Raw genomic sequence first — 24046 nt, 5'->3', positions numbered from 1 at the left:
AGAATCACTAGATCGTGCTGAGACAGGGCGCTAAATCAAGCGGTATAAACCACGGTCTCGGAGCGCTCATCTTGGAAAGTGCTCCTCAACATTAACTACGAACGGATATAGCCCTCAGTACCGGCTAAATATCTTTTCTGCCTCTCCAGTTCAAGTGGAGTTGCTTCCTCGCAAAACGGGGTGATCATAGAACGGACGGTGAACAGGCTTATTCCCCTTCTCTCAGTATCGTCAATTATGGAACACGATAGCAACGACAGAACCAGCCGAAACCGACACGGCAGGCGACGGGTGCTTGTCTCGCTCGGAACGGCGGTCACGATAGGGCTCGCCGGGTGTTCCAGCGACGACCAAGCAGGCGACAACGGGGAGAGCAACGGCGGGACGGACAACAGCGCTGGTGGAGTAAGTGGGAACGGGAACGGAAATGGCGGGTCGGACAGCGGCGGCGGAAGTGACGGGAGCGACGGGAACGGTGTCCGGGTCTGTCAAGACCTCGGATCGGACTACCAGCGGTTTGAGCCGGGCGAGCGCCCGTTCGCGTATACCTGTGACTACCCAGATGTGTTCGGTGACCAGTCGGCAGCGACACCGGGGTTCGACGAGAACGCCCCAGGAGTGTTCATAGTCACGCTCGAACCAGACAGCCAGAACGGGGTCTTCCTCCAACTCAACCTCCAGCAATTCGGGCGCGGAACGACACAGGACCAAGCAACCTTTTCGGAGACTTGGGAAGAACTGACCCAGACCGAGTTCAACGGGGAGACGGTCACCGCGTCTCTATTCACAGAGACTGCCCGAAGCAAAACGTTTTGGGGGACCTATCTCCCCTATGAGGTTGACGGCCGGACGCTGTACTTCGAAACCAAATTTACACTTCAGGTGAGCCCCGAGGACAAGGAAGTGTCAGACGAGTGTCTGGGATTCATGGAGGAGACGGCAATACACATGACCGAGTCGCTAGAGCTTAATCCGGACGCGACCGGTTTGAAGGCTGACCCATTTGTCGTCACGGCGACGCCCACGGAGGACGGGTGACGGTCCACAGGGACGGCAGGTTTGATGCACCCGACCATGCAGTGACGGAACGATTGCTCCAGAGGACGCTGTCCCACGGATGGCAGGACCGGGCTCTTGGGGGGCGACATCAAGAATACCGGGTTCGACGATACGGGGACCGTCCTCCCGTTTGCTGATGAGGGTTAGACACAGCTGGCCGTCAACTTTGCCGCCAGCAATCGAGATTGAGTAGACGGCATCGGGAAAGGAGACGGTTGTCCAGCCATCGGGTTTCCGGACCCGGAACTCGGTTATTACCTCCTCTTATCTCAGCAAAAGACATCAGCGCTCTGGCTGGCCTACGAGCGATTTTGTGTCTCCTCGTGACTGGAGGAGATCATGAGTACTACAGCACCTTCCTTCGAGGAGTATGAGTTCGGCTGCGGTGACCACGTCCGGGTTGACTGGACAGACGGCAGCAGTCCACCCGATGAGGTCATTGGAACCGTCTCTGGTATCTCGCGCTCCGGCGGCAACGTGATCGTTGCTGTCGAGGCTGACGACGACCAGTATCCCGAAAACTCGATCTACGGTGGCACCCACGACGCTGCTCCTGCGTGGATCAGTTCTTATGCCCTCTCCGAATAAATAAGTAGGTGTACGTCTATACCTACGTGTATGGGAACGAAAAGTCTCACCATTACTGACGAAGCGTACAACCGACTCAAGGAACACAAACGTGAGGATGAGAGTTTCACGGACACGATTCTTCGACTGACCGGAAGTGATCGGGACTTGATGAAGGGGTTCGGAGCCATGAGCGACGTCGAAGGGTTCCGTGATGCCGTTGAAGCAACTCGTGATGATCTCGACGCCGACCTCCGAGACAGGACTGAACGATGATTGCGTTCGACACCAGTTTCCTTCTCGACTATCTTGACGGCGTCGAAGCCACAGCCGAGTATCTTGCGGACCACGAAGAAAAACCGTTCTTTGCTCCATCGCTGGCACTTTTTGAAGCCTATCGCGGAGCTGCACGAACCGGCGGTCGTGAGCAAATAGAACGGGTTGTATCCGCTCTTGATTGGGCTGAACCGTTGCCATTAGAGGATGCAGCCGCTCAAGAAGCCGCTCTCATCGAGGCTGAGCTCTTGGACGCCGGCGAGCGCGTCAATCTCGGTGATACACTCATCGCAGGGGTGTGTCGCCACAATGGTGCGCGGATCGTTACGCGTGACAAGCACTTTGACCGCGTTCAGGGTCTCGAAGTTCAACAGTACTGATGAGCTACGATACCCCCATCGGGCGAGAAACAATCCAGTTGGGAGCAGTTTCGGGAGCGTGTCCTTGAGATAGACGGCTTCGAGTGTCGTTTCTGTGGTCTAAGTGACGACGAACATCTCAAAGAGCATGGTCGAGGACTTGATGTCCACCACATCATTCGAATCGCTCCGCGACATCTCGAACCTCGTCGCGGTCGTCCTCGTTAGCCTGCTCGATAGCGTCCCGCATCTCGGTCACCTGATCCTTGTCGAACACGCCGCGTAGGTCACTGAGTGAGTGCCCACCGATAAGCCGCTCCACGGCGTCGCTAAACGACTCGTCATCACGCTTGTTTGCTTTGATCCGTTCGTAGACATCGTCCTCCAGACGAACCTGATGTGACATCCCTGTTGACAGCGTTGACACTCCATCGGAGTCAGCATTTGGGTGCGACAGCGGGACAAACACCGGCTATGCGGTAATCGACGCCTCTGAACTACCTGAGGAGGGAGGCCATGCTGATGCGATTCTGTCGATTACCATTGCGGATGGAGAATTTACCGCAATGGACTATGACTCGGTGCAAACGGCAACGCGACAGGAAGCAGTGCAAGACCGGTTCGATCGATTATCCAGTCGGCCACCGGAAGATGATGAAGGGTAGACCAAACTATCGAAGAGTATCTTCGATGTGTATGAAAGGCAAGAAGCCCGGACCCTCCCGAAACAGCTCCGACTACTCGGTCATAGAACAGAGCGGCTTCAGACATGACGAATGCGTCTCAGAGCTACTTGCATCATAAGGATGTTGACGACTCATAGACGAGATTGATTGTCTGAACATGTCTCTTGAAACTGGCTCCGTACAACCTTCTCAAAACAGCGGAGACAAGTCGGGGCTGAATACACAGCTATCGATCATGCTTCACTGACCGTGTCTGAGTAGGTCACACTATCATGAGGCGTCAAATTGCGCTGTCAACTGTTGCTGCGTGTCCAGTCCTGCGTGAAACCGAGTGATGATCTCAGATTGGTGCTCTGGACATGCGAGCACGGCGACGGCCCCACCCTGAACCTGAATCACCGGCTGCTGTGGGTTGTGCGGTGCGAGGTGACAACTGGGACAGCTCACACCGCCAGCGGGCCTGTAGTTTAGGATCTCAGCGGTGGCTGTAGTCGTGTACCCACAAACAGACTTGAACTGCCTCAGGTGATCAGTACAGCCAACGAGTGGAACTGTTAGCTGATCAAGGAGCAGGAACGACGGCATACCATCGGGAGACTCCAGCGCAGATCGACATGCATCACACTGGATTGGTGGATATTCCTCATGTTCGTCCGACGGGTCCTGCAGTGATTCTCCGGGGACCATAGTAAGCAGAGTACGTGATAGTTGGATACACACACGGGTAAGTGATATGTTTAGATACCCAGCGGAGGATCCCGACGAATATATTGGAGTCCGTGTGCCCCGCGAAGTCAACCGTGTCGTCACCGGTGGGTGCCAGCAACTCACCAACCCACCAAGTCGGGGGTGATTACTATTCTTCGACCCACTTGCACCGGAGCTCGTAGCGTGCGACGGCGTCGACATTGACGCCAAGTGCGAACTCAAGTGCGGTTGACTCACCGACGCCAACGGGATCTAACAGCGTGCGTCCAGCTTGATATACTCGTTCGTCGGCTTCGGTGAGAAACGTACAGACGATCCGTGGGACTGGCGGGTCGGTTGTGACAGATTCGTTGCCGCCGTTTTCGGCAATCACATTGACGGCGATCTGAGTACCAGAGTACGTCGCCTGAACTGCGTATTCGTGTGTGAGCACGAGCGGCGTTTCGTTTGCAACAACAGACCCACTAACACTCGATCCAGAACAATCAGCAAACAGTGCCCCGAATCCGGCGGCTAATGATCCGAGGACAGCGCGTCGGTACATGATTGGTCCCCGGACACCTCCAGAATAAACGTCCCGTCCGTACTGTCCGAACATCGGGCAGCGAAGCAGATTGCGAGCGCCAGAGTAGGTCAATACAGATCGGGGATCTGCTCAATCAGCGCCCGAAGGTCTGGTACCTCTGCGGTCGGTTCAACGGAGAGGGACACGTCGGAGACATGATCTCGCCGGAGGAAGACCGAGTCGATACCAGCCCGATTGGCTGCGATGATGTCCTTCTCCGAGTCGCCGATATACAGAGCCTCACGCGTCCAAGTCTGTCAATGCTCGTTCTATGTATGACGGGCTCGTTTGCGCCGATCTGCGCCTTCTATGGTTGGTTGGCGTCCGTACGCGGTGTCGAAGTGATCGATATCGTGGTGGGCGAGGAGGAACTCAACAGTCGCGTGTTGGTTGTTGCTGACCAGTCCTAGCGGCACTTCCAGCGCGTCGAGCGCACTTACGTCGTCGTAGACGGGCTTGCCGCCCCCGCGAGTGTGGGCCTGTTGGGCGAGGCTCGCGGTCAGTTCACGCTGGTGCCAGAACGCCTCAGCGTTGAGGCCGTGGTCGGCGATCAGATCCCGCGGGACAGCGTCCTCGGCGACGGACTGCCGGACCGTCTCTGCATCAACCATCACATCGAATGCCGCAAAGGCGTCTACAACAGCGTCAACAAGGACTTTCTGGTCAATAGGTTCGACGATCACGCCGTCGTTGTCGAAGACGCCGTTCGAGACGCTCTCCGAATAGCGTGAGTATACCCGTAGTGAACACGGCTGGGACATTGGGCCGCACGTAGGTGGGTCACTGGTTGGTGATCTTCTTCGAGGTCGGGCTGACCGCCGCTGGAGCGGCATTGTCATCTGTGCCGTGCGGTAGCTTTTCCAGCCGGGAAGCCGAGTTCCTCCGCGACCGTCACGGTGTTTTCATCCGTTTGCGTGAGGGCGACTGTTTCACCGACAGAATGTTTCTACAACGAGAGATCGGCCGAAAGGTGTGCCCAAAGTTTTCAACTGTTGCTTGGCCAATCGTAGACGATGCGACCTCCAATAAACTGGCAAGTCATGGGACTGGTAGCCATGATACTCTTGGCCGGTTGTACTGCCCCGGAAGTCGGTACTAACATCTCAACACCAACGTCCACTTCCCAATCTACTGGTACTGCCACCTCAACACCAGCGTCTACTTCCCAATCTGCCGGTACTGCCACCGGTGTGGTCGCAGCTGAGAACAAAGAGGTGCACCTGATAAATGACTGGAACCAGAGCGTCGACATACAGCTCCGTATCATCCGGCTTGCAACCGACGAGACTGTCCACAACGAAAGTTACACCCTATCACCTGAGTCACGCCAGACCGCATATAATATCAGTAGCGCTGACACCGATGGCATCGAGTCCTTCGATATAATCGTCACAGCCCGAAATACGACGGCACGTGACACGTTTACCAACGATGCGTGTTATGGTGATATTCACGTGCCGGTCAGCTCCGATGGGACGTTCGAAGGCCCCCACTACGGTGGTATCTGCTAACCCTGCACTGACCGCACCGCACGCGAACTACTCACCCAAGGGCGACCGCTCTTTCTCGGCGTCGACTACGAGGGTCCGGCAGCCAGTCTCTCCGAGCCTCTCGCGACCGCTTCGCACTCTGCGTGCCCGAGCTGTACCCGTGGGGACTAGACGTTCGCTACCGAATGCTCCAGCCCCGCGAACTCAAACGGGCCCAGGGCTTTCCCGACGACTACGAGATCCGTGGCAACAAGACCGAGACGACCGAGCAGATCGGGAACGCGGTGCCCGTGAGATTAGCCCAACGACTCGTCGAAAGTCTGCTTTCGGGCTCGGAACCGGCGTTGACCGATTACGTCGACAGCGAGCCGGTGACGGTCGTGGCTGGTGACGACTGAGGAATATCTGTCCCCCGGTTTCTCTACTCGTCACCTACTTTTGTCTCCCCCATGAGGCTGCGGGGGTCGTCCCCCGCATAAACTACTTACCGAGGACAGCACAATGTCAAGACACATGAGTTCCGGCCGGGAGATTCGACTTACTGACGACCCAGAGAGTGAGTATTGGGTCGCCAAAGACATCGAAACGGGCGTTGCCAACCAAGGAAAAACCCGCGGACAGGCCCTCGACAATCTTGATGAAGCGGTCGAAGGATATCACGGGGCCGGCCGGGAGCCGACCGAAGCAGAGCTCGCTGAGTTGGGCATTGACCCGGACGAGAATACGTCCGGTGGCGAACTGCCTGACGTTCTCAAATAATCCTCTTACGACGATGGTGTCACGCGATTTCAGCGGAGAAGACGTAGTCAAAGTACTCTGCAACGTGGGGAACTACGAGCTAGACCGGATTCGTGGAGATCACTAAATTTTGACCTGGGAACCGCCTGCTGACCACAATACCGATGCGCGAACGGTTCCAATCCCGTATCACGACCGAATTAGTACTGGGACACTTCAGGAGATTGCTGAACAAGCTGGAGCAAAGGACTTCCAGGCTTTCTGTCGCTGGATCGACCGCAATCGATAGCTTTCGATAGTAGTTTTCTGTGCCTCTGACGGACGAGAGGCACGCCCAAGAGCGTGTCTCGACACAGATACATGTTGAAGCATACACACGCGGTTGAGACGGAGCTTCGCGGCTTCGTGGCACTGTTTACCGACCAGTGTCGTAGCAGCGGCATCGCATTTGGGGGGTATTCCCGACACGATCCGGTTGGTCTCGCCAATCGGAATCCCAGCGCAGCTATCGTGGACGTCACACGAGCGCGCCACATCGCTCGCGAGTACTACGACAGGGACCTGCCCAGCGAAAGCGAAATCCGCCAGCAAGCGATGGAGGGGTGAAGCGTGGCCTCCAGTGACTCGTCTCGGGCACGCATGACCTGCAGAACCAATGGATGCGACGCCCCGATCTTCAACGCCGAGCGCATCGCGTGTGTCGACGGAGAATACGGGCCATGCATGGCTGTCGGGCGTCACGCTGGCGTCTGTACTAACGGCCATCTCTCTGTCTGGGATGTCGCTGAGGCCTAAGTGACCTCTATCGGATGCTTGCACGCACTGCCAATTTTGTGACCCCCCACTGGGTGAGGGGTTTCCCGATCATGAGTACCGAACAGCAGTCCGTCGACGAACAGCCTTCAGATACCGAAGCCGACGACCAGCAAGACGTCCTTGCCCAGCATCGACAGGCACAGGAACGCGGCGAGGTCTTTCAGGGCCGTCCCCGGGTAACAGGTAGATGTGGCTCTGTTGAAATCCTATTCTTCAGACATATTATCGACTGAAACAGCCGGTTGCTAAAGACCGTATGTGTTGCGCAGTGAGAAATACGTCGAAATTAATATTCAGTAGTCTATACAATCGCCAATATGTCGAAGCTGTCTCTGATAAGTATAATACTGGGGATTGTGCTGCTCGGAGTTGCTGGATACATGGCATACTCTCAGCAACAAAGCCTCTCGTCCGGGGTGCAGATTGAAGCCACGGTAGAGAGCAAAGAAGTCACCATGGATTCCTCAAAAAGGGGGGACAGGTACACCCCCCACGTCACTTACAGCTACACGTACAACGGAACCCAATACACTTCCGACAACATCAGACCGGGAATAGGAACAAAAGCGTCCGACACAAGGACTGCCGCGGAAGACAGAATTGACCAGTACAATGTCGGGGAGACAACCACGGCCTATGTCGTGCAAGGCTCGCCCTCAAAATCGTATCTTAAAAAGAGAGTAGCCCTCTACCACTTATATTCGGCATCTTAGGCCTATTCCTGATCGGAAGACCAGTCTACAAATCCGTCGCTTCTTAACTTCGAACCGCTCTGTCAGGGTGATGTCCTTCCGCTTGGTTGCTGAATCACTACTTCATATTCTGGCTCTAAGTCTCGCACGTGATTCGTAACAATATGATGGTATTTTTGAGTGTCGGGCTGGTATGTGGGTATCCTGTCTTGACCGTTCAGAGTGAGCGGTCGATATTGTGACTGAGACAGACAATAGTGAGTTCACGGAACTGCTTCCCCCAGCGTCGTGACCGAACGAACGCACCGCACTTCCTCTTGAGCGTTGAGTTAACCGTCTCTGATTGACTCCGCTGGCCGTAGATATCAGCGTCTAAGCGTGCGTTCCACGCCTTGTGGAGCGATGTGAATTCACGATGCTTAGTCAGTGGCCGAACTTCGTGTTGCCGGGCAAGCCGTCTGATCTTCTGGTCGTCGTAGCCCTTGTCACCGAGAAGTATGTCGATATTCTCGGGGTTGCGCTTGATCAGCGATGGAGCGATCTGACTATCGTGTTTCCGCGTCGTCGTCACGTGGAGATCGAGGATTGCGTTCACCCTTGTATCGACCAAGAGCGTCACTTTGAGCTGCTGAATCGTGAGTTCAGCTCGTTTCGTGTAGTGTTTCGAAGCGTGACAGCGGTCAAATCCTGACGCATCAACTCCAACCACACCACTCGTCGGAAGGAGCGTCGCTGAGAGGGTCAATATGACACGCCATACAGCCATCTCAAGCCGTTTGAACGCCTTACAGAGCGTTGAAGCAGTAGGAAGTTCGGTTAGCCCGAGAACACGACGGATGCGTGGCATCTCGATCAGTTCGTCAAGCAGACCACGATAGGTCGTGTTTTTCCGAACTTTAAGGCACAGCAGAACAACGTGCTGCGGGAGTGTATAGCGGTGTTTAGAGAACTTCGAGGAGATTGAGAGACGGCTCGGCGTGCCGGATGGATCGCCTTCTCAGTAAACCGGAGAATCTGCGACTTCGGGAGGGCCTTCATTTCGTGTAATTACAGGTCGAACATGTAACTCTCTGAGGGTTTCAACAAAGCCCGGTCAATTTGAGCCCGGCTTTTTCATTTGAGGACTGAGGGGACCTTAGACCCGGAAGCTAACCCCTACGTTGATTCTCCACGGCAAATGTTCAAGCAATAAATTTCCCGTATGAGCAGTGGCGAGCAACCGGACCAGACCCACCGGAAAACCCGGGGGGACAATGACGACGAGCGTGATGAGGACCGCGATCAGCGAGCTGCTGAAGACGACGATGCAGGGGACCTTGTGCTGCTGTTGAGGAGATCGAACACCACCCAGTCGCAACTGGACGCTCAAGGGACGGCGACAGACCCGGCTAGCGACGACGGTGGAGGACATCGAGGGAGCGGACGGCGGTTAGGCTGAGGCGACTGAGTTATCCGGAGGGACCACTGCCGGACAGCAGACCGGGCGATTGATGCATACGAGACCAACGCAAAGGTAGAATAGTTAACCTTTTTACTATTCGACAATGCGGCGACAATATGGTCCCGCTTGAATTGCAAGCTCCCCTCCAGAGTAGTGACACCATTGGTGCTCCGGTGGGCGCCGCAGTACTGCTGTTCTTGTTCGTGCTCATTGTAATCCGAACCGCTGGCATGTGGGCAGTGTTCAGTAAAGCCGGCCACGAAGGGTGGAAGGCAATTATCCCGATCTACAACCTCTACGTAATGCTCCAGATCGGAGAGCAAGCGTGGTGGTGGCTGCTACTGACGGTTGTCCCGATTGTGAACCTGTACGCAGTGTACAAGATTCACGCTGGAGTGGCTCAGGCGTTCGGCAGAGGCATTGGGTTCGGGCTTGGACTCGCATTCCTTGATATCCTCTTTTTTCCACTCGTCGGGTTTGGTGACTACCAGTATCGCAACACCGGCCAGCTAGCATGATCGACGTGCAAGCGCGACCGGTTGTTGTCACGGCCGCAACACTCTGTCTTGTTGCGCTCGCTGGTTGTGGACAGCCTGCTGGCTCGCTCTCGATGGACCCAGTGAACGATACAGAATTAGCTGATAAGGCTAGCACAAATGTCTCTGAAGAAGACTTGGCAGCCACAGAAGATCGCGACCACGGCGTGCGGATACTTCGTCAGGCCGTAAAGAACGACTCAGCAACGGTCGCTGCGACGGAACCGCCACATAGCGCTAACGAAACCGTGTATCAGACCGGTGACCGGTTCTACACGCTTTCGTACACTGTGGTCAACACAACGACCGGCCGACAAGTGACGTACCGACTTGATAAGAACGTGACCGCGAATGAGACCGATCACAACAGGTTGACTGTCGCCGACTACGACGACCTGCCACCAGTCGACCAATCAATGCTTCATTCTACCGTGTCATACCTCTCGAGAGATAGCCTCGAGGAAGATGAGGTTCGGCCTGGAGGGGTTGAGAAAGAACAGACCTATTCCTCAGCTGAGTTAAATCGGTCGGCGATTGCTGGCGGCCAGTACGATGCGATTAGGTATGAAGAGACACTGATCCAACTAGAGGTCGTGTCGAACGAGTCCCAATCCCTGACAGTGTACCGGTACCGGCCTGTGCCAGTCGCGAACGGTGTTGGCCCGTACTCTGCGTGTCTCCGTGACACGTATGGGTTTGAACTGAACGGGCTGGACTCGGATACACGAGCCGTCGTAACCGAGGCGACCGACGGGACATACCGTGCGGAGAACACTAGTGACGTGGGGTTCCGGTCGGTTCTTGATCGGTTCCACGAACACACAGCAGTCTCGGCAACTGACCAGTCCGGATCATGGCTCGTCCGATACGACGGGCAACTCTACTGGGCTAATCTTCGATATGACGCATTCGACGAGTATGATCAAATGGCAACGGCCGACCAGCCCGCGGTTACTTGCTCGGGATAGCGTTCCTTGCTATTGAACAACGACATGAGTCTTCGATCATCGCTACCTGATGCAAAATTAGTCTCGGTATTTGTAGCCAATGGCGTGCCTGTAACCGGGTTACTTGTGTTCGGGACATCGGCGACAGCACTGTTAGTGTTCTATTGGCTCGAGCTTGGCGTGGCTATGCTCTGGGCCGTTGTACGAGCCACGTTTGCTGGTAAGCTTCCCAGCGAGGAAACCGATCGTGAACCGTTCAGCAGTTCCCAGTGGCCGATATTACATGTTATTCTATCGAACAGGTTCTTCGAGGATAGTGACGAGAATGCCACATCCAACAACGGTAGCTGGAGGGAGTGGCAGATCCCAGTTCCCAGAACGGAGGTCGGAATCTATCTCGGAACCATTCCTGCGCTGGCCATTATCATTTTTTTACTCAGCGTAGTGTGGGCTGGATTCGGTGGGGTGGTCGCTGGTCCAATCGTTGCCGCAACAGAGACAGCCGACACTCCGATGTGGCCACTCACTGGGGCTGGTGTCGTCTTTCTGAGCGAGGGTTGGCAAACGGCTACAGACTATTTTTATCGCGGCGGCTATTGTAAGAAGTCAGTCTGGACGGCAGCCAGGGGAGTGTTTTACAGGGGTCTGGTGATTGTTGCTATTGGATTACTCGTGTTATTGACCGTCCGTGAATCCATAGAAGGCAACCAGTCAGCCTTGCGAGTGCAGCCAGTGGCCCACTGCTATTCACTGTGCTCGCCTCCAAATTCCTGATTGATATTGTCGCATACTACATCAGCGGGCTTGAAAAGCCGCTTCAAGATCTGATTTTTCCTGAGTGATCACACCCTGTACCGGACTAAACAATCTATCGCTTGGCTGTACTGGCCGAATAAACTCATTCGGTAAGTCGCTATTCGGCTCTCAAACTTATTTCTTCTATCGGCTGGCAGGCAGGATACTTACCAAACCTGCGTACTGAAAAAGAACTTCCAGAATCGAGCAAATCCAATCAGGTCGACATTGACTGAATCTTCGGTAGACAGCTCAAAGCGATTAGCCTTGCCGTTTTGACTAGGCGGCGGTCACACGAAAAATTTTAATTTAGAGTACATATGCACGTCTATGGCAGCACTTGGGTTGACTATTCACCTGCTTGTGTGGCCTCTTAGAGCTGGGACTGGAGCAACCTCTCTCACCGGAATAATCCTGACGGTTGCGCTGATAGTGGTTATAAATCTCATCGTTTACTTATTAAAAAGGGCATTCCGAATGTTGGTGGGAAGCGACTCTTAAAATGGTCTTGTAACTCTCGCTCAGAGAGTATTACAGAACACTACACACCCATCAACGGTAACACACTTTCGCGGTCATCGACTGTCGGGAACCAGCGCTTCGCTGCGAGCGCCGAGCTGAAGAGCTGATAGAACACTGTCAAAAGAACTGCCTGAGTTGGTGACGGACGTCCTCAATGTATCTAACGTCTTCAGAACCTCGCTAACGACTTGGTAAGATTAGTAGTAGTAGTAGGACGCTCACTCTTCGGATAAACACTCGAAACGGGGGGTGTGTGGTCTCGGTTTTCCTTTCAGGCTGGATCAACAGGTCCGACATACTGGCTCGTGATCGCGTTGCCGTCCCGCCACTGCAGATAGTAGTAGTCGCGGCTAGCGATAGTCTTCGTCGTGAGGGTGCCCGTTGTTCGTGAAATCTCCGCCTTCTCACGCGCCTCAGCAAGCTGGTCCTCCCAGTCATCTTCGTCCCATTCTTCCGGTGTGTCAGGCTGCTCTGTGGGCTGGTCGTCAGTTTCCGCCGCTGCTTTTAATTCTACACAGGGTGTCTCGACATCCTCGAGTGCTCGTTCGTACATCTCAGTTAGGTCTGCTGGGATCGAGTCGCGGTCGATGGCTCGGAGTTCTTCAAGCGCTATCTTGGCATGGGAGTGGTTGGGCATGCGCTAACTAACGCACTGCCAATAGTTGTTGGTTATGTTGGTTAGCGTCGTGGAGCCGCGATCAGGGGAAGCGGGTTACAACCCAGCATCATTTCTGCTCCAGCGGCTGGTCAAGAATTTCGAAGATATCGACGGCCTTGAACTCTTGGTACCGCTCCTTGCCGGTCGTTTCGGTCAGGATGTCCTGTGCTTCAAGCTCCTGTATCGCGTTCCGTGCCGTCTGTGTCGTTACATCCAGTAACTCGGCGACATCGCTTGCGGTCACGTAAGGCTGCTTGAACAGGCGCATCGCCAGCCGGTCGGCGGCTGTTTTTTCGTGTCCATAGGTTCGCTCATACTCCCGACGGAGATCTCGGAGATCATTCGTTCGGGTGACAGCCTCGGCAGCTTGCGAGCGAATCCCCTCGACGAAGAATTCTAGCCAAGGCTCCCAGGCACCTGTTTCGCTGACTGTTCGCATCCGGTCGGCATACTCGATCTTGTTGCGGTTGAAATACGCACTCGGATACAGATATGGCTGTGTGAGGTAGCCGTTCTGAATCAGCTGTAACGTGATGAGAATGCGTCCCAGTCGGCCGTTCCCATCCTCAAATGGATGAATCGTCTCGAACTGATAGTGGACAAGGCCAAGCTGGACAAGATCGTGGTACTCGCTGGTTGTGTTGCAGTACTCGACGAGATTCGTCATCAGCTCAGGAATCCGGTCGGGTGCTGGCGGGACGAAAGGTTCCTGAAACGACGAGGCTGCTGGGAGATTGATTGGCTTCGCACGGAACTCGCCGGGGTACTCACAGTGGCCACGCACGTCGGCCATCAGTACCTCGTGCAGGTCCTGCAACAGTCCGAGTGTGATACGGTCGCCCTCAGAGAGTCGGGCCGAACCTTCGGTGATCGTCCGTTCGTAATTGAGTGCCTCTTGGACATCCTTCCGAGTGGTTCCACTATCGGCGAGTTCCTGGGACCGGAATACGTCCTCGATATCGATATCTGCACCCTCAAGCACGACCGATTCAACTGCTTCGCGACGGACCATCGTCGTGTACAGGAGCGGATTGGCTTCCGTCTCGTCGCCGATGCCTTCCAGCCGGCCGAGCTGATAGATCGCGTCCTGCAGCAACTGCTGGAAGTCAGTGTCAAAGTTGAGTTCGTGTGCCGGTGGTAGTGGATCTGGAAGATAGTACGGCCGGCGTCCGAAGGGGACGTACTCGCCAGGAGCTTCATCCGGGAGGCTGTTGCCCGCCATTTTGCTTGCAGTTGTCGTATTCGAGCTAAGGCAAAAACACCTGTGGTATATTTTGGTTAGCTCGCCAGATGTCCGATATTCCTATATATGCGGAAAATCGGACACCGTCGCTAACCCAAATAGAGGGCGAGAGCTACAACACATCCATCTGATTCTCGGCGTCACACCCGTTGTGAACGAGTACAATGGGCTGGGCGCTCCGTTCGTGTTACGATTACTCACTACACTCCTGTACGAATGAGGTCGCTCCCGGTTCCTGCAGCTAGCAGACAGCGGCGTCGACAGCGGCAGGGCACGTGCCACCGCGTCCAACAGCGTTGGTTCAGCGCCGATTCGCGTCGCAGTCGGTGCGTGTCACAGGGTTAGGGCGGCGACTCCACCACAACGGGTGTGACGCCACCTGTCGTGGCTTTGTGGTCGCTATGCTCCAGCAGGTCGAGGCCGATATAGCGTTTCTCAAGCAAGCCTTCGGCTGTTGCCATATCCATCGCGAGGAGTTCGGTTTTGGTCTGGTCCCGGCCGACCTGTCGAGTCTTCTCGACGATATCGTCGCCGCCAATCTCGATCAGTTTCTCCCAGACACGCTTGATAGTCTGGCGGTGTGGTTCCTTTCCGAGTTCGGCCGTCAAGGCTGTTTGCACGTCGGCTTTGGTCATGAACACGCCGCTGCCGTCGGTTCGCTTTGTGGCAAATTCCGGCCAGCGCTTGGCGACGGAGATGGCACGGTAGGTGTTCTGGCGGTTCGACCGCTCGACGAACATGGTCTTGACCTTGGACTGCCGGCAGTTCGCGAAGAAATCCAGCGGCGAGCTACTGGGTTCGATACCCTCGGGGAGTCGTTCGGCGTCTTCCTGGTGGTCGGTATCGGCGTCGAGTTGCTGGGCTTTGGCGATAGCACTCTTGGCAACGTCGTGGGTCGTCTCCTGCTGGGCTTCGAGGTCTTCGAGACGCTGTTCGTTCGTGGCGGCGTCGCCGACCGCTGTGGTGGCAACGTCATGGGTCTGTTCAAGCTCGTCCTCTACGTTCGGTGACGCGCTCTTGAAGGTCACCGATGGTCGCGACCAGCAACTCAAGAACACTCGAAACAGGGGGTGGCACTTCATCGTCGAGGTCGCTGACGAGCGACTGGAGTTCGTCAGTGTCCGTGCTACCTTGTCCGAGGTCTATCCCGAGTGCATCGGCGAGCGCTTGGTCGGTGGCTGTGCTGTCGGTCCCGTCGTCGTCGGTTGGGTGTCGTGGCATCGTGACCACAGGACCAGTGCCCGGAATCGAACCGAGTGGGGCTGACCACAGCACGGGCTCTTGGTGACGTGGCTGACGCTCTCTGGACGTGGCAGTTGGCTCGTGGCAACCCTGCCCCGCCTAGTGAATTTGTGTCGTGGCACCGCGCCAGCGGTGACTAGGAGTATGTATGGACTGTCGTCGCCTGGGCCAGCATGGCACTGGGTTCACCAGTAACGGGGCATGCCCGCTGGTGGGAGGGCTCCAGTCGTGGTCGACACCGGAGTGAGTGCTATGGCCGGTCATCCTTTGAGCACCGCCCGGCGCTCAATGGCGACATCGTGGGTGCGGTCGCCGACCAGGTGGCGGAGTCGCCACTGAGCCGTATCTGGTGGTACTGTATCGGTCGCAAGTGCCGACGAAGGGTCGGCACGGGCCATCAGTTATCCCCTCTTGGGAAAGGGTGAGGACGGCTGCTGTCGCGTTCAACCAGTGCGTAGTCTGTGTGGGGGACCGTGAACGTCATACGGTCGTCAGCCCGACTGAGTGTCTGAGCCAGCTGTCGGCGTGTGGCTGTGTCTGGGTCGGACGCTTGCAGCCGGCGGAGTGGTCCTGTTGGGAGGTCCGCTAGCAACACGCCCCTGGCGTGATCGTCGGTGGCGGAACTGACCAGCAACAGCGGGTCACTGTCGATGGTCGTGATCGCGACAATCTCGCCGACGGTCGGCTGGGGAGTCATCGGCCCGCCTCCTGAGAACGTGCATATGAGTGTGCAGTTGTTGCAGAATCGACAGACTGCAAGTGGACACCACAACTGGTTTTAGTACCAACTGTATACCAGTCGGTTAGGTTCTGTCCCCCGCTCCATGTTTCCCTGATAGCCAGTTGTCCTATCGAATGTGTTGGGTGCAGGACCTGTCGTCGGCAACGGCGACTTTGGGTGGTGCGTGGCACGCCGCTTTCCCCCGGCTGCCACCCGCCTTTCTGCTGCTCGGAATGTAATGGCCGTGCAGCCGTCTCTGTGTCCTTCGGCTGGTGATTCGGTCGGTTGTAATTCGTCGACAAATCGACAGACAGCGTGGGGATATCACAAGCATTTTCGTGGCCACTCGGTTCAGGATTACATGGGTTCTGTGCCCCGTCCGATCCCATTGGATTCACCCATCCTTCCAATTGTGTCGGGGCTGGAGCCTGTCGTCCACGACGACAGTGAATGGTGCGTTGCACCCCAACTCTCCCACTCCCCAGCAACCCACCATTCTCTTTGGGCGGCCCATCTGGACTAGTGTTCTGTGAGTGAGTGTGGAGCCTGTGGCCAGCGTCGCGTGGTGTACCGGGAGTGGAAGGACAATCGATGTATGGTGGTACAGTATTGAGACGCTGTCGCTCGCTGAGAGGACTGTTATTTACTGGGTGTCCAGTGTAGCTGCACGGGTTCTGGAATCCACTCAGGGCCACCCTCGACGTTGTGCTCGTTTGCTTGGGACTATGCTCGGAGTCCAGAACCCGCCCGTGCCTCTGACAATCGTAGGTAGCGACTGCCACTTTAGGTGTCAATCGCCACCCGACACTCGCTTTCCCGCAAGGGGCGAAAAACTGCCTGATTCGATGCCCGCTGTGTGAGTGTGTTGCTGGCATTATTACTGTCTACTCTTGTGGACGGGCTGCTCACAGAGGCTTGCAAGTGTGTCAGCGTGGCGCTGGAGGGCTTTTCGGCCGGCGTCGGTCAGCGTATATTCGTTGGTGCGGGCGTCGAGTTCATCGCGGTTGATGAGGTCCTGTTCGGCGAGTGTGCTGAGATTCTGGTAGAGCCGGCTGTGGTTGATCGGCTCGGCGTAACGCTTGTCGAGGTGCGATTTGAGTGCGAGGCCATACGGCTCGTTCTCGACGGCGGCGATGGCTTCCAGCAGGTCGCGCTGGAAGCCCGACAGGGCGTGGTAGGTCGTCATTGGTCGCCTCCCGTACTGTGGCCTCGTCGGACCGTTACTGGCTGATGGCACTCGCTCCAAGCGAGGAGGTCCAGCAGGGCGATGCGGTCGTGCCAAGCGATCATGTAATCGTCCCTCCGGTGGGAGGAGTGACGTGGCTACTCGGGTCAGTTTCAGGCCTTGGATTGTAGTGCTGGCTAATGGTTGAGGGGCGATTCGACTCTTCGTGGGTGGACTTGCAAACGGTCATGGGTGCAATGGAACGCCGCTTTCGGCGTGGGCGTCGCCTATCTCACTCTATTAACTCGACAGGACTTATTAGTTCCGCACGTGCCGAAGAATTTGCACCAGTCGATGAACTGAATGAACGGTGATATTTTCTCAGATGGTCTCAAATACAGAGCTAATGGGTCGCCGGAAACGAGTTGAAGACGATGAAATATTACAGGCTATAGCTGTCTCTCCAGACCCTATAGTTACTGCGTCGGAACTCTCTGAACAGGTAGATTACACTGGTGATGGCGTGCGAAACCGATTAGACGATCTCGAAGAGCAAGGATTAGTGATGAGTCGGGATGTCGGTTCCAGAGCCAAAGTCTGGTGGATTACGACTCAGGGACGGCAGAAGCTTCGATAGAGGACTTCCACCAGACTACTGAGCGGGCACCAACCTGTCTGGAAACAACTCTCTTTTGTTCTTCTAATTCTTTGAGACGGCGGCGTAGACCATCCTGACCGATTGGGAGTTCCCGTGCCATCTCAGGCACTGTTCGAACTGGTGCATCAACCATGTCGAATTGGTCGAGAATTTCGTCATCAGTTACGCTTACTCTTCGTGCCATCGTACAATCCATTTCGTCTCTTTGTGCCGAAAAAATTTTGATTAATCGGCACGTGACAATTAACACGGAACACACGCGCTGCTGGTCGATTTCTCACGAAATCGCCCCGGTGTACCAGCACCGAGGCACGTGGTTCCACTCAGAACCAATGGCAACTACGCAATCCAATCCACAAGAACGTACCGCACGCGAACTACTCACCCAAGGGCGACCGCTCTTTCTCGGCGTCGACGGCAACGGTGCAGCCCACTACTGGGACAGCTACGAATTTGCTGTGGCCGTTGTTTCGGTTGATCGGGAAGCTGAGAAGGTTGTGTTAGCCGAGACGCCCTTCGAGATGCTCTCGGAATGGTGCGAATATACTCGCTCGGAGCGCGGCTGGGACATTGGGCCGCACGTCGGTGGCTCGTTGGTCGGTGATCTTGTCCGAGGTGTTGAGGCGTGAGCTGCACCGTAGAAGAACGGAAGCGAGTGCGGCGTGCTGCTCGGGCGATTCGAGACGAAGTGGCTACTGAGTCCGTCGACGTGCTTTCGCCGAGTGCGAGTCAGTACGGCGAATGGACGTTGGATGCTGTGCTATGTGGTTCGGAGGGTGTGCCGCCAGAAGTGCTTCGAGACTTAGCACTGGCTGAGTTGACGTTGCAGCCGACGCCGTCGCAGGCAGGGTATGAGCATGTAGCAGCGACAGCTCAAAATTCGCGAAATATGAAACCTACCAGATAATCGAACAATCATCGATCATCGGAATCAATTGTTTCAGCATATCGGCCTTCAGTAAAAAATATTTGATTAGAGAGCCACTCATTGAAGCTCTTCTCAGCATCAGGGATTATAGGCATTCGGCGGCCGGTCAATGGCATTTCAACCGGATTTACTCTACCGGGTATGAATTGGATCGCAGCGAGAGGGTCTAAGCTATTGTCTTGAATCCGCTCCACAGTTTCTTGACCGACTTCCTTTGAGACCTCATACTGGACATATGGATCAAACCCGTCCATCACGTGATCTGGGGACATGGCGTCAAGATATTCCAAATACAGAATTGTTCCAAACCACAACTGTTGCATCTCTTCCAGATTTGATTGTTCAAGCCTACCCAACCCCTCCAACCAGCCGTGTGCTACAGAGCCCCAATCAACAATCTGTTGCTCCGTCCTCATTTCGTATCGAATAGCAGCCGAGGTTAGTTCTGCCATTGAGCCATAACAACTGTTGATCAAACGAGCTACCGGATGGACATCCAGCATCTGTACACGAAGCCACTCCCGTGCTGAGAGATCGCCAATAGTAGCATGCGACTTCACTGCAATATTCAAGAGCTTTGGAAAACAGAGAACCAACAACGAACCATACCGAGTATTCCGGCCATCTTCCCGGTCACGCATCATCACTGAAGTAGCAGCAACCCATCCAAGAAGTCTCGTGCCGATGGCAGTACTCTCCCAGAGTCCACTGGTTGCGCCCGTTTTGAGCAGGTCCTTGCAGGTGTCCATGACCTCAGTGCGTATTCGCTCTTCCGCCGACTCATAACCTAGCGTGTCGATTAGTTCTACGTGCCCAGTGATGACGTGCTGAAAGGCTCTACCTGCGGTGTGCTCTATCGTGGCTTCACCAATTGTCTCCACCGTCTCAGAGACATCAAGTCCGACTTGTGTGAGATCGTGGTCAACTGCTTCTTTGACAGTATTTGGAATTTGATCCGTACACAAGGTTTCCAACGATTGGTCCATAGGAGAGTCTTCGGCAATTTCGCTGTCACCGTTGAATGCGATTAAAGTCGATACCCTTCCTGCCAGAATATCCAGCCCGAGTGACGCACTGGCTCGATCCTTGTTTGTTATGAATGAGTGAATAACCGAAATCAGTGCGAGGAAGGGATCTGGATTCGCTGAGTCCTTAGCAGAATCGTTGATTTCGTCAGTCATTGACTCCGGAGTCATTCGGTTCTTGAGATCTCGCAAAATGCCCTCTGGGGTTGTCTTTTCCAGTGTATCGCTCACGAAGCGATATAGTGTCAAGAACGCCCCGACCGCTACAGCAATTGAGAGCGAGAGTATGGCAGTCTGCGCTGTTGGTGATAGTTCCTCAAAGATGAATAGTCCCAATATATTCAGCCCGATTGACCCACCGAAAATACCGACAGTCAATCGATATGCTGGGTCAGATGTGAAATTTGTTGCTAGTCGTGGGGCGTACTGAGATGTGGATAACTGCACTCCCAATACAACTACAGAGAACACGATTGCAAAGATCCCAGTCTGGGCTCGAGCGAGTGTACTCAGCACTGACTGGCCTGTCGATTGAGGATCGTAACTAAATATGACTGCAGCAACAAATATACACAAGAATAGGACAAAAGCACCCACCCCTCGTCGGACAGACTCACGAATCATACCCATGACTGAATTGAGCCAACTGTTAGTCTCTTTTGACGTATTCGATGAGAAGTGCTGTGAGATTTTCTCCGCTCCAAGGTCCTAAACTGAATTCGGTGTTGGTTGTAAGAAGATTTCCAACGACGCGTATGAGGTGCTGAATCGTACTTACGCCCACGAATACAATTTTAGCCGGTTCGTCCTCAATGAGGTGACGTTGCAGCCGACGCCGTCGCAAGCAGAGTACCAGCACGTGGCAGCGACGGTATTGGTGGATAAAGCGCTAACCAACAGATGGTGGGTGATGCCATGAGTGCTGGTTAGCCACTTCTCCCACTCCGTTTTCTGACCGTCATTTATTGCTCGGTAGGTGTGTGAACTTACGGGTGAAATGGGAGCAGAAAGAGGAGGTGTTTTACCGCATCGTACAACTGCATTATTATACACACCATTGAGATTCATCCTGTGACAGTTTGAGGTGCATTGTGTCTTACTCCAAACACGTATTCAATAAACATCCACGCAACATTTCAAGAATAGAGACTCTGTGCACGGTTTGAGTCGATTCATCCCGCCTGCCCGGTACTCGGTATTACTGTCCTCACAATAGTGCTTGTTAAATATTCGGTCTGGCTTCTCCCCCAGAAGTGCTGCGGCTCCTGTTTTGTCAGTTGTGTGGATAGTAATCGACGAAATGAGTACCACACAGTCCACTCGAAAAAACCGTGGCACTGTCAGCTCCCGTCTTGGCGTGGCCGTAATTATAACCGTTACCGTGTGGATATATCTGGAGTTCGTTGCCATCTTACTCGGTCACTCCCCGAGGGCAGGACCGCTCCTGCTTGGCGAGTTCCCAGTCGTCCGTGACGTGAGCGCCCAACTCCTCCGTGGATTCCTCGCTGTCGGGCTCACACTGCTAGCCGTGCGGGTGTTCGATATTTCATCGCCGCTCGAATGGATGGGTGTGCGCCGTCCAAGGAAATGGGAGTGGGCGTATATTCTTCTGGGCGTCGTGCTGGCGTTCGTCTGGCTGGTCGGTTCTCTCGTTCTGATTCAGAATGTCCTTGGACTGGAGCGCACGATGCTACTAACACTTCCAGAGCGTGTCCGAATCGCCCGGGTAGTGACGTTGTTAGTGCTTGTCGGCCCAGCCGAGGAGGTGATTTTCCATGGTATCATCCAACGGTCACTGGAAGACGTTATCGGTCTCTGGCCAGCTATCGCTGCTGGTGGTATACTCTTTGGAATGTCTCATGCTGACCCCGCCGCCCTTGCTCTCGGTGACCTACTCTTCTATATCGCCCAAGGTGGCTTCGGCATGATTGCGGGTTGGATCTATGCCAAAACAGATAATATCGTCGTTCCAGCGCTTGTTCACGGGATTTTCGTTTCGCTCACTACCGCCTTGCCACTACTGGCTGGCTGAGGTGAATAGGATAATTATCGTACTAGCGCTTCAAACACTCGTGCTACGATTGTCCGGAGATGAGACCAAACAGTTGTAGGAGCGACACCAACCTCCTCGGCAATAGTCTTGTGGATAGCCTCTCTGGAGTTGCTGTAATACCAGTAGTCGAAAACACGCCGATTCTATTCGGCAACGCTCAGGGATATAGAACCGCTACTGGGGGTCGACAGCAATCAAGGAACCCCAGTATCGTCGCCAACGCATAGTTCATCCCTTTATTTGTCCAATTATCCAACGGGGCGGCATGGCGCAGGCGCCGTCGGAGTTCGGGGCGGAATTCGAAGCGAAGACAGAGACCTTCTTCGGCACCGCTGAGTTGCTCTACGCCAACCCCGGCCGGCAATACACCCAACAGGAACTCTCTGACCGCTTCGACTGCTCGGTAAGCGTGCGAATTTTGTGTTCAGATTTCGTGCCGTACTTATTTCTGGTAGTTGTAATTTAGTCTATTCGTCCCGCCCTCCGATACACCATTTCACTAACTGTTGGAGTAGTAATCACAGTTCTTGCAGCAGAGTTCGCCACATCGGACCACCTGATCATGGTCTCGCTTCTTCCACTCTACGGTGCAGTAACGTCGATGATTTTGGCACACAAACAACAGTGGCTTGCTCTGTCTCGTGGCAAGTCCACCCGGTCATCGAGGAAGCGAGGGGGTATTATCGGAGGTCTTGGCGCATTTACTGGGTCTCTGCTTCTCCAAGCGTCAATCCCCGCTGGACTTGCTGGGTATGGACTCATGCTTCTTGGCATGGCTGGGGCTATCGGCGACATGGCTGAGTCATGAACCGCCTGCACTGACCGCTTTACTATATATGCTAGCTACGTTCCGTTAGTCACTTCACGGCCTCAAGGAGTTCATCTCGTTCTGACCAGGGGACGACAGCGTCCGAATCATCGAACAACGTCATCATTCGCTCTTTTTTGAACTCCCCCTTAATTTCGTACCGATAGCAGGTGACGTTTCCACCGCAGGTGTGGGTCTCACCGGACGACGGTCCCTGTACCAGCAGCGTGGCGCCACTCCGTCGCTCAACGTTCCCTGACTCCTGGAAGCTGAACGTGGACCTCGAACGGACCTCACCGTCGACGAGGAGCTGGAGTTCGTACTCCTGTTCGCCGTAGTTCTCGGAACTCAGATTGACGACGTGCCACCGCTGGCCGGCTGCGAGCCGCTTGGAGCGGTTCAGCAGTGTTGTCTCGTCGGCCCGGACGCGGATACTGAACGTCCGCTCGTCGGCGTAGTCGCTCTGGACCGCGACTCCGTACCGGACCGGCCTTTCTTCCGTCCCGTCGGGTGTCAGAGTCGGCGTCCCATCGGTGAATCCGCTACAGCCGGCCAGTATCAGGAGGACCGCCAGCAGGAGGGCTTCGAATCGCATGTCTCCGACCTGCCGCTGTTCCGCGATAGGCCTTGGAACCGGGACAGTTCTTGCCGATATTCCCAAAACAATTATTGTAAATAGTGCTGTGTTGAGTAGCGGGTCTGGCGTGGTCGGTCGGAGGTTACACCGGCTTGTGAGCGAGTAGTTTTCGTGCAAAGTCCGATATTCTGTTGGCGACTCGCTGGTAGGCGTGGATACGCTCCAGCAGGCCGGTGTGTCGGTGTTCGTCGCGATGTCACCCACATACCCGACGATGGACGAAGACGACTTTCACGAGCTACTCAGCTACTTCAGAGCGCTCGGTGAGGTTGTCGTCTTCCACGAGCCAATCAATCCCCGTGGCGCGAACTTCCAGCAGTGTCTCACCGCCGCCAAAGAAGCCGAGTACGATGACGTTGTCACCGAACTCTAGCAGATGCAGGACAGCCACCAGTACTGGGTTGAATCGCGCTTGAGCAACTAACTACGGTCCAGCAGGTCGCGACGCGCTTCGACGGGCTCGACGTACATTCCTGGCCCGACGATGAGCTGGTGCGCTCGACAAGCGGCCAACTTCGGTCGAAGCTGAAAGCGATGAAACAGGCTGTGTCACCGGAATCGTTCTCTGGACAGGATTATCGGGAACCATCTACTCGGGTAGTGTTAGCAGAAGAATCTGAACAGATTTAGAGATTCATTTAGCCGAGAAGCAACTAACTCAGTTCTCTAAACAGTATGCCAGACACCAGTCGGATACTCGATTTTTACTTT

Annotated in this window: 30 protein-coding genes and 5 pseudogenes; 20 read left to right on the top strand and 15 right to left on the bottom strand. The window is 55.0% G+C overall.

Going from position 1 to position 24046, the window contains the following annotated elements; translation table 11 throughout:
* Positions 1–237: 237 nt before the first annotated feature.
* From ACODNH_RS21640 to ACODNH_RS21625, 4 genes are all read left to right on the top strand, one after another.
* A complete protein-coding gene (locus ACODNH_RS21640; protein ID WP_434531585.1) occupies positions 238–1038 on the top strand; it encodes a hypothetical protein in 801 nt (266 codons plus the stop codon).
* A 360-nt stretch (positions 1039–1398) separates the two neighbouring features.
* Positions 1399–1647, top strand: coding sequence for a hypothetical protein (locus tag ACODNH_RS21635; protein ID WP_434531584.1), 249 nt, complete (start codon positions 1399–1401; stop codon positions 1645–1647).
* Positions 1648–1677: 30 nt separating this feature from the next.
* Positions 1678–1902: an antitoxin VapB family protein gene (locus ACODNH_RS21630; RefSeq protein WP_050007857.1), complete on the top strand. Its 225-nt coding sequence runs from the start codon at positions 1678–1680 to the stop codon at positions 1900–1902.
* Positions 1899–2282, top strand: coding sequence for a type II toxin-antitoxin system VapC family toxin (locus ACODNH_RS21625; RefSeq protein ID WP_050007856.1), 384 nt, complete (start codon positions 1899–1901; stop codon positions 2280–2282). The genes ACODNH_RS21630 and ACODNH_RS21625 overlap by 4 nt, the downstream gene beginning before the upstream one ends.
* Positions 2283–2436: 154 nt before the next feature.
* Here the strand turns inward: ACODNH_RS21625 and ACODNH_RS21620 are convergent, their stop codons facing one another.
* The 4 genes from ACODNH_RS21620 to ACODNH_RS21605 form a co-directional block, all read right to left on the bottom strand.
* On the bottom strand, positions 2437–2667 hold the full coding sequence (locus tag ACODNH_RS21620) for a DUF7557 family protein (protein WP_434531583.1): 231 nt from the start codon (positions 2665–2667) through the stop codon (positions 2437–2439).
* A 1136-nt stretch (positions 2668–3803) separates the two neighbouring features.
* Positions 3804–4199: a hypothetical protein gene (locus ACODNH_RS21615; protein ID WP_434531582.1), complete on the bottom strand. Its 396-nt coding sequence runs from the start codon at positions 4197–4199 to the stop codon at positions 3804–3806.
* An 89-nt stretch (positions 4200–4288) separates the two neighbouring features.
* Complete coding sequence (locus tag ACODNH_RS21610) at positions 4289–4456, bottom strand: HAD hydrolase-like protein (protein ID WP_434531739.1); 168 nt, start codon at positions 4454–4456, stop codon at positions 4289–4291.
* A 33-nt stretch (positions 4457–4489) separates the two neighbouring features.
* The gene (locus ACODNH_RS21605) at positions 4490–4981 is read right to left on the bottom strand and encodes an HAD family hydrolase (RefSeq protein ID WP_434531753.1); all 492 of its coding nucleotides are present in this window, start codon (positions 4979–4981) and stop codon (positions 4490–4492) included.
* A 429-nt stretch (positions 4982–5410) separates the two neighbouring features.
* Here ACODNH_RS21605 and ACODNH_RS21600 point away from each other — a divergent pair, with 429 nt between their 5' ends.
* From ACODNH_RS21600 to ACODNH_RS21570, 7 genes are all read left to right on the top strand, one after another.
* A complete protein-coding gene (locus tag ACODNH_RS21600) occupies positions 5411–5731 on the top strand; it encodes a hypothetical protein (protein ID WP_434531581.1) in 321 nt (106 codons plus the stop codon).
* A gap of 122 nt (positions 5732–5853) precedes the next feature.
* Positions 5854–6108 carry a DNA cytosine methyltransferase gene (locus ACODNH_RS21595; protein ID WP_434531580.1) on the top strand — a complete coding sequence of 85 codons (255 nt, stop codon included), beginning with the start codon at positions 5854–5856 and terminating at the stop codon, positions 6106–6108.
* A 115-nt stretch (positions 6109–6223) separates the two neighbouring features.
* Positions 6224–6469: a type II toxin-antitoxin system HicB family antitoxin gene (locus tag ACODNH_RS21590; RefSeq protein WP_434531579.1), complete on the top strand. Its 246-nt coding sequence runs from the start codon at positions 6224–6226 to the stop codon at positions 6467–6469.
* A 339-nt stretch (positions 6470–6808) separates the two neighbouring features.
* Entirely contained in the window at positions 6809–7054 is a 246-nt protein-coding gene (locus ACODNH_RS21585) for a hypothetical protein (RefSeq protein WP_434531578.1), read from the top strand.
* Positions 7055–7087: 33 nt separating this feature from the next.
* The gene (locus tag ACODNH_RS21580; protein WP_434531577.1) at positions 7088–7243 is read left to right on the top strand and encodes a hypothetical protein; all 156 of its coding nucleotides are present in this window, start codon (positions 7088–7090) and stop codon (positions 7241–7243) included.
* Between the two features lie 71 nt (positions 7244–7314).
* The gene (locus tag ACODNH_RS21575) at positions 7315–7497 is read left to right on the top strand and encodes a hypothetical protein (RefSeq protein ID WP_434531752.1); all 183 of its coding nucleotides are present in this window, start codon (positions 7315–7317) and stop codon (positions 7495–7497) included.
* An 84-nt stretch (positions 7498–7581) separates the two neighbouring features.
* The gene (locus ACODNH_RS21570; RefSeq protein WP_434531576.1) at positions 7582–7977 is read left to right on the top strand and encodes a DUF3592 domain-containing protein; all 396 of its coding nucleotides are present in this window, start codon (positions 7582–7584) and stop codon (positions 7975–7977) included.
* Between the two features lie 196 nt (positions 7978–8173).
* On the opposite strand, the pseudogene ACODNH_RS21565 reads toward ACODNH_RS21570, so the two are convergent.
* Positions 8174–8994 (bottom strand): annotated as a pseudogene (locus tag ACODNH_RS21565) (IS5 family transposase).
* Between the two features lie 163 nt (positions 8995–9157).
* Here ACODNH_RS21565 and ACODNH_RS21560 point away from each other — a divergent pair.
* The 4 genes from ACODNH_RS21560 to ACODNH_RS21545 all read left to right on the top strand — a co-directional run bounded on the left by ACODNH_RS21560 (position 9158) and on the right by ACODNH_RS21545 (position 11654).
* Positions 9158–9394: a hypothetical protein gene (locus ACODNH_RS21560; RefSeq protein ID WP_434531575.1), complete on the top strand. Its 237-nt coding sequence runs from the start codon at positions 9158–9160 to the stop codon at positions 9392–9394.
* Positions 9395–9513: 119 nt separating this feature from the next.
* Positions 9514–9915, top strand: a complete 402-nt coding sequence (locus ACODNH_RS21555; protein WP_434531574.1) for a DUF5684 domain-containing protein — start codon at positions 9514–9516, stop codon at positions 9913–9915.
* A complete protein-coding gene (locus ACODNH_RS21550; RefSeq protein WP_434531573.1) occupies positions 9912–10901 on the top strand; it encodes a hypothetical protein in 990 nt (329 codons plus the stop codon). Before ACODNH_RS21555 ends, ACODNH_RS21550 begins: the two co-directional genes overlap by 4 nt.
* A gap of 12 nt (positions 10902–10913) precedes the next feature.
* Positions 10914–11654 (top strand): DUF6498-containing protein, encoded by a 741-nt coding sequence (locus ACODNH_RS21545; protein WP_434531572.1) that lies wholly within the window; start codon positions 10914–10916, stop codon positions 11652–11654.
* Between the two features lie 814 nt (positions 11655–12468).
* Here the strand turns inward: ACODNH_RS21545 and ACODNH_RS21540 are convergent.
* The 6 genes and pseudogenes from ACODNH_RS21540 to ACODNH_RS21515 all read right to left on the bottom strand — a co-directional run bounded on the left by ACODNH_RS21540 (position 12469) and on the right by ACODNH_RS21515 (position 17247).
* Positions 12469–12834, bottom strand: a complete 366-nt coding sequence (locus ACODNH_RS21540) for a hypothetical protein (RefSeq protein ID WP_434531571.1) — start codon at positions 12832–12834, stop codon at positions 12469–12471.
* 88 nt (positions 12835–12922) lie between these two features.
* Complete coding sequence (locus ACODNH_RS21535) at positions 12923–14077, bottom strand: Fic family protein (protein WP_434531570.1); 1155 nt, start codon at positions 14075–14077, stop codon at positions 12923–12925.
* Positions 14078–14439: 362 nt separating this feature from the next.
* A pseudogene (locus ACODNH_RS21530) lies at positions 14440–15319 on the bottom strand (hypothetical protein).
* Between the two features lie 281 nt (positions 15320–15600).
* The gene (locus tag ACODNH_RS21525) at positions 15601–15738 is read right to left on the bottom strand and encodes a hypothetical protein (RefSeq protein ID WP_434531569.1); all 138 of its coding nucleotides are present in this window, start codon (positions 15736–15738) and stop codon (positions 15601–15603) included.
* Positions 15738–16037, bottom strand: a complete 300-nt coding sequence (locus tag ACODNH_RS21520) for a hypothetical protein (RefSeq protein WP_434531568.1) — start codon at positions 16035–16037, stop codon at positions 15738–15740. Before ACODNH_RS21520 ends, ACODNH_RS21525 begins: the two co-directional genes overlap by 1 nt.
* Positions 16038–16938: 901 nt before the next feature.
* Entirely contained in the window at positions 16939–17247 is a 309-nt protein-coding gene (locus tag ACODNH_RS21515; RefSeq protein ID WP_434531567.1) for a helix-turn-helix transcriptional regulator, read from the bottom strand.
* Positions 17248–18216: 969 nt separating this feature from the next.
* Here ACODNH_RS21515 and ACODNH_RS21510 point away from each other — a divergent pair.
* Positions 18217–18513 (top strand): hypothetical protein, encoded by a 297-nt coding sequence (locus ACODNH_RS21510; RefSeq protein WP_434531566.1) that lies wholly within the window; start codon positions 18217–18219, stop codon positions 18511–18513.
* The gene (locus ACODNH_RS21505; RefSeq protein WP_434531565.1) at positions 18510–18791 is read left to right on the top strand and encodes a hypothetical protein; all 282 of its coding nucleotides are present in this window, start codon (positions 18510–18512) and stop codon (positions 18789–18791) included. Before ACODNH_RS21510 ends, ACODNH_RS21505 begins: the two co-directional genes overlap by 4 nt.
* Positions 18792–18799: 8 nt before the next feature.
* Here ACODNH_RS21505 and ACODNH_RS21500 read toward each other — a convergent pair whose 3' ends face one another.
* Positions 18800–19993, bottom strand: coding sequence for a hypothetical protein (locus tag ACODNH_RS21500; protein WP_434531751.1), 1194 nt, complete (start codon positions 19991–19993; stop codon positions 18800–18802).
* Between the two features lie 12 nt (positions 19994–20005).
* Positions 20006–20461 (bottom strand): annotated as a pseudogene (locus ACODNH_RS21495) (DUF2254 family protein); the annotation flags it as partial.
* Positions 20462–21137: 676 nt separating this feature from the next.
* Here ACODNH_RS21495 and ACODNH_RS21490 point away from each other — a divergent pair.
* On the top strand, positions 21138–21869 hold the full coding sequence (locus ACODNH_RS21490; RefSeq protein ID WP_434531564.1) for a lysostaphin resistance A-like protein: 732 nt from the start codon (positions 21138–21140) through the stop codon (positions 21867–21869).
* A gap of 14 nt (positions 21870–21883) precedes the next feature.
* Here ACODNH_RS21490 and ACODNH_RS21485 read toward each other — a convergent pair.
* Positions 21884–21997, bottom strand: a pseudogene (locus tag ACODNH_RS21485) (helix-turn-helix domain-containing protein); the annotation flags it as partial.
* A 158-nt stretch (positions 21998–22155) separates the two neighbouring features.
* On the opposite strand from ACODNH_RS21485, the gene ACODNH_RS21480 reads away from it, so the two are divergent.
* A complete protein-coding gene (locus ACODNH_RS21480; protein ID WP_434531563.1) occupies positions 22156–22356 on the top strand; it encodes a hypothetical protein in 201 nt (66 codons plus the stop codon).
* Between the two features lie 391 nt (positions 22357–22747).
* Here the strand turns inward: ACODNH_RS21480 and ACODNH_RS21475 are convergent, their stop codons facing one another.
* Positions 22748–23293 (bottom strand): hypothetical protein, encoded by a 546-nt coding sequence (locus tag ACODNH_RS21475; RefSeq protein ID WP_434531562.1) that lies wholly within the window; start codon positions 23291–23293, stop codon positions 22748–22750.
* A 173-nt stretch (positions 23294–23466) separates the two neighbouring features.
* On the opposite strand from ACODNH_RS21475, the pseudogene ACODNH_RS21470 reads away from it, so the two are divergent.
* Positions 23467–23965: pseudogene (locus ACODNH_RS21470) on the top strand (radical SAM domain-containing protein).
* Positions 23966–24046 lie beyond the last annotated feature (81 nt).

It is taken from the genome of Haloarcula sp. NS06 (genome assembly GCF_051122755.1).
Taxonomy (GTDB): Archaea; Halobacteriota; Halobacteria; order Halobacteriales; family Haloarculaceae; genus Haloarcula.
Note: the sequence above shows the minus strand (reverse complement) of the source record. Positions and strands in the feature narration are given on the sequence as shown.